The sequence below is a fragment of the Methylibium sp. genome (assembly GCF_013817365.1).
Lineage (GTDB): Bacteria > Pseudomonadota > Gammaproteobacteria > Burkholderiales > Burkholderiaceae_C > Methylibium.
In genome coordinates this window covers 1-3,894 of sequence record NZ_JACDCU010000394.1, presented here as the reverse complement: position 1 = coordinate 3,894, position 3,894 = coordinate 1, and the positions used below count along the sequence as shown (strand labels likewise).

6 protein-coding genes, 1 tRNA gene and 1 pseudogene are annotated in these 3,894 nt (G+C 64.7%); all 8 read right to left on the bottom strand.

Going from position 1 to position 3,894, the window contains the following annotated elements; all coding sequences use genetic code 11:
* Positions 1-6: 6 nt before the first annotated feature.
* A complete protein-coding gene (rplL, locus tag H0W38_RS18395) occupies positions 7-384 on the bottom strand; it encodes a 50S ribosomal protein L7/L12 (protein ID WP_292456794.1) in 378 nt (125 codons plus the stop codon).
* Positions 385-422: 38 nt separating this feature from the next.
* A complete protein-coding gene (rplJ, locus tag H0W38_RS18390) occupies positions 423-968 on the bottom strand; it encodes a 50S ribosomal protein L10 (protein ID WP_292456792.1) in 546 nt (181 codons plus the stop codon).
* 329 nt (positions 969-1,297) lie between these two features.
* Entirely contained in the window at positions 1,298-1,999 is a 702-nt protein-coding gene (gene rplA / locus H0W38_RS18385) for a 50S ribosomal protein L1 (protein ID WP_292456790.1), read from the bottom strand.
* 1 nt (position 2,000) lies between these two features.
* Positions 2,001-2,432 (bottom strand): 50S ribosomal protein L11, encoded by a 432-nt coding sequence (rplK, locus tag H0W38_RS18380; protein WP_292456789.1) that lies wholly within the window; start codon positions 2,430-2,432, stop codon positions 2,001-2,003.
* A 154-nt stretch (positions 2,433-2,586) separates the two neighbouring features.
* Positions 2,587-3,180, bottom strand: a complete 594-nt coding sequence (gene nusG, locus H0W38_RS18375; protein WP_292456788.1) for a transcription termination/antitermination protein NusG — start codon at positions 3,178-3,180, stop codon at positions 2,587-2,589.
* A 26-nt stretch (positions 3,181-3,206) separates the two neighbouring features.
* Positions 3,207-3,590, bottom strand: coding sequence for a preprotein translocase subunit SecE (secE, locus tag H0W38_RS18370; protein WP_292456787.1), 384 nt, complete (start codon positions 3,588-3,590; stop codon positions 3,207-3,209).
* Positions 3,591-3,735: 145 nt separating this feature from the next.
* Positions 3,736-3,811 (bottom strand) — tRNA-Trp (locus tag H0W38_RS18365).
* Between the two features lie 16 nt (positions 3,812-3,827).
* Positions 3,828-3,894: pseudogene (locus H0W38_RS18360) on the bottom strand (elongation factor Tu); the annotation flags it as partial.

Here is a 3,894-nt window from a genome sequence, read left to right as displayed (position 1 = left end):
AACCGCTTACTTGAGTTCGGCCTTGGCGCCGGCGTCCTCGAGTTTCTTCTTGGCGGCTTCGGCGTCGGCCTTGGCGATGCCTTCCTTGACGGCCTTCGGTGCGCCGTCGACCAGGTCCTTGGCTTCCTTCAGGCCGAGGCCCGTCAGTTCGCGCACGGCCTTGATGACCGACACCTTGTTGGCACCGACCTCGAGCAGCATCACGTTGAACTCGGTCTGCTCCTCGACTGCGGCGGCCGCACCGCCACCGCCACCGGCCGCCGGGGCGGACATCGCCGCGGCGGAAACGCCGAACTTCTCTTCGATGGCCTTGACCAACTCGTTGAGCTCCATCACAGACATGCTGTCCAGTGCCGTCAGGAAGGTGTCTTTATCGAATGCCATTTTGGGGTTCCTCGGATACGTTGAAATTGGGAAAAAAGTCAGGCTGCCGACGGTTCGGCTGCTGTCTCTTCAGCCTCGGACGCCGCCGCATCGGCAGGAGCGCCCCGCTGCTCGGCCAAGGCGGCCAGCACTCGCGCGAAGCGCGACACCGGCGACTGCATCAGGCCCAGCAACTGGGCGAGCAGCACTTCCTTGGTCGGGATGGCGGCCAGCGCCTTCACGCCGTCGGCGTCGAGCGCCTTGCCGGCATAAGCACCTGCCTTGATGACCAGCTTGTCGTTGGTCTTGGCGAAGTCTGCGACGACCTTGGCTGCGGCCACGGCGTCTTCGGAGAAGCCGTAGATCAGCGGTCCGGCCATGCTCGCGGCGACCACTTCGAACGGCGTGCCGGCAACAGCGCGACGGGCCAGCGAGTTCTTCAACACGTGAAGATAAACGCCTTTGTCGCGCGCCTGCCTGCGCAGCGCGTTCAAGTGTTCCACCGTGAGGCCGCGGTACTCGGCCAGCGCCAGCGTCTGCGACTTACCCACCTGGGCCGCCACTTCCGCCACGACGGCTTCTTTCTCGTTGCGATTCAGACTCAAGGTCCACTCCTTTCGCTTGGCCGCCGAACGGCCGGCACGGCAAACCTGCTCGGTTCGCCGGTCTCGGCCCTTCGGCAACCGGTTCAGCGACCTTCTGTCCGGGAACCCCACCGGCACTGCTTGCGGCAGCACCGGTGACTCGCCCTTCCAGCGGGATCGCCATCTGCGTGGGCGTCGTCGCCAGCCTCTCAGCCGGCGCCTCGTTTAGGCGGTGGCACCGCACCCACGGTCTTTGACGGCTCACGGCGGCTCACCTCTTCGGATTCGCCGCCGCAACCCACCAATTCACCGGACCGGACGCCGCATCGGCAATCTGGTCCTCGTTTCTTTCACGCCGTCGCGTTGATCGACGCCACGTCGACCCGCACGCCCACGCCCATGGTCGAAGAGACGGCCACCTTGCGCAGATAAATGCCCTTGCTGGTCGCCGGCTTGGACTTGTTCAGCGCCTCGATCAGCGCCTGCAGGTTGCCCTTGAGCTTGTCGGCCTCGAACGAACGGCGGCCCAGGGTGCTGTGCACGATGCCGGCCTTGTCGACCCGGTACTGCACCTGGCCGGCCTTCGCGTTGCGCACGGCCGTGGCGACATCGGGCGTCACCGTGCCGACCTTCGGGTTCGGCATCAGGCCGCGGGGGCCGAGGATCTGGCCCAAGGTACCGACGACACGCATCGTGTCGGGCGAGGCGATCACCACGTCGAAGTTCAGGTTGCCGGCCTTGACCTGTTCGGCCAGGTCTTCCATACCGACGATGTCGGCACCAGCGGCACGCGCCTCGTCGGCCTTGGCCCCTTGTGCGAACACTGCCACACGCTTGGTCTTGCCGGTGCCGTTGGGCAGCACCACGGCGCCGCGAACCACCTGGTCGGACTTCTTGGCGTCGATGCCGAGCTGCACGGCCACGTCGATCGACTCGTCGAACTTGGCAGTGGCGCACTCCTGGACGATCTTGAAGGCGTCGTCGATGCCGTACAGCCTGAGGCTATCGACCTTGCCCGCGAGGGCCTTCTGGCGTTTGGTCAGTTTGGCCATGTCAGACACCCTCCACCGTGACGCCCATCGAGCGGGCGGATCCTGCGATCGTGCGAATGGCGCCTTCGAGTTCGGCGGCCGTCAGGTCCTTCTGCTTAATCTTGGCGATCTCTTCGATCTGCGCGCGCGTCAGCTTGCCGACCTTGTCGGTATGCGGCTTGGCCGAGCCCTTGGCCAGCGCGATCGCCTTCTTGATCAGCACGGTGGCCGGCGGCGTCTTCAGCACGAAGGTGAAGCTCTTGTCGGCGAACGCGGTGATCACCACCGGCAGCACGAGGCCCGGCTCCATGCTGGAGGTCTGGGCGTTGAACGCCTTGCAGAACTCCATGATATTGAGGCCACGCTGACCTAGAGCGGGGCCGATTGGCGGCGAGGGGTTGGCCTTGCCGGCCGGTATTTGCAGCTTGATGAAGCCGATGATTTTCTTGGCCATGTTCTCTCCTGCGGAACCCGTCGCGCGGCCAGGCGTTCGGGGTTGAGTGCAAACGCCCGAGGACTGGCTACCTCGGGCTCCTCACACCGATGTCACGTCATCGGCAGCAACGAAGGGTCTGCGCGGCCCAGCGGCCGTCAGCCACCCCTGGGGCTCAGACTTTCTCGACCTGATGGAAATCGAGCTCCACCGGTGTCGCGCGGCCGAAGATGGTCACCGCCACGCGCACCTTTGATTTTTCGTAGTTCACATCGTCGATCGCGCCGTTGAAGTCGGTGAACGGCCCTTCCTTGACGCGCACCACTTCGCCGACTTCCCACTGCACCTTGGGGCGGGGCTTCTCGACGCCCTCCTGCATCTGGTGGACGATCTTCATCACCTCGGTTTCCGAGATCGGCGCCGGCCGGTTCTTCGCGCCGCCGACGAAGCCGGTGACCTTGGAGGTGTGCTTCACCAGATGCCAGGACTCGTCGTCCATCAACATCTCGACCAGCACGTAGCCCGGGAAGAAGCGGCGCTGGGTGACGGCCTTCTTGCCGTTCTTCATCTCGACCACTTCTTCGGTCGGCACCAGGATGCGGCCGAACTTGTCGTGCATGCCCGCACGCTCGATGCGCTCGCGCAGATTGCGCTCCACGGCCTTTTCCATGCCGGAATAAGCGTGCACTACGTACCAGCGCAACAACGGATTCGCCGAGGCGCCGTCGTCGCCGGCAGGCAGGGGGGTAGGGGTTTGGACTTCGCTCATGTGTTCACTCTCGAATCACGCCTCTTTCAGCGCCTCCACCCCAGGACCAGGTCGTACAGCGCCCATTCCAGTGCCTTGTCGGTCAGCCACAGGAACAGCGCCATCACGAAGACGAAAGCAAACACGTAGCCGGTCATCTGCATCGCCTCCTTGCGGCTGGGCCAGACGACCTTGCGCAACTCGCGCACTGCGTCGCGGCCGAAAGCCATCAGGGCCTTACCGGGCTCGGAAGTAAAGAACACGACCACGGCCGCAACCAGCAAGCCCAGCAAGGCTACGACGCGCAGCCACAGGTCCTGGGTGCCCAGCAGGTAGAACGCCGCCACGCCGCCGACGACGAGCAAAGCCGCGGCGGCGAGTTTGGCCTTGTCGGCGGCAGTAGAAACGGTTTCGACGGTCGGGTTGTTCATCAGATCTCGGATTCGGCGGCGGCTCGCGCAGTCGGTGCAACAGCAGCAAAGCCCGCGACGCCCCGAAAGGGGCTGCCTGCAGGCGTTCTGTTGTCAGTGTTCAGTCGGATCGATCAGCGCGTGCTGCACTCCAGCGGACGTTGCGTGGCAGGGGCAGAGGGAATCGAACCCCCAACCTTCGGTTTTGGAGACCGACGCTCTGCCAATTGAGCTATGCCCCTACGCAACCTTCAAAAATCACTCGATGATCTTCGCCACCACCCCTGCGCCGACGGTCCGGCCGCCCTCGCGGATGGCGAAGCGC

Bases quoted from the DNA above. Each gene is read 5' to 3' on its own strand.
- rplK (WP_292456789.1), bottom strand. From the start codon at position 2,432: ATGGCCAAGAAAATCATCGGCTTCATCAAGCTGCAAATACCGGCCGGC.
- rplL (WP_292456794.1), bottom strand. From the start codon at position 384: ATGGCATTCGATAAAGACACCTTCCTGACGGCACTGGACAGCATGTCT.
- rplA (WP_292456790.1), bottom strand. From the start codon at position 1,999: ATGGCCAAACTGACCAAACGCCAGAAGGCCCTCGCGGGCAAGGTCGAT.
- secE (WP_292456787.1), bottom strand. From the start codon at position 3,590: ATGAACAACCCGACCGTCGAAACCGTTTCTACTGCCGCCGACAAGGCC.
- nusG (WP_292456788.1), bottom strand. From the start codon at position 3,180: ATGAGCGAAGTCCAAACCCCTACCCCCCTGCCTGCCGGCGACGACGGC.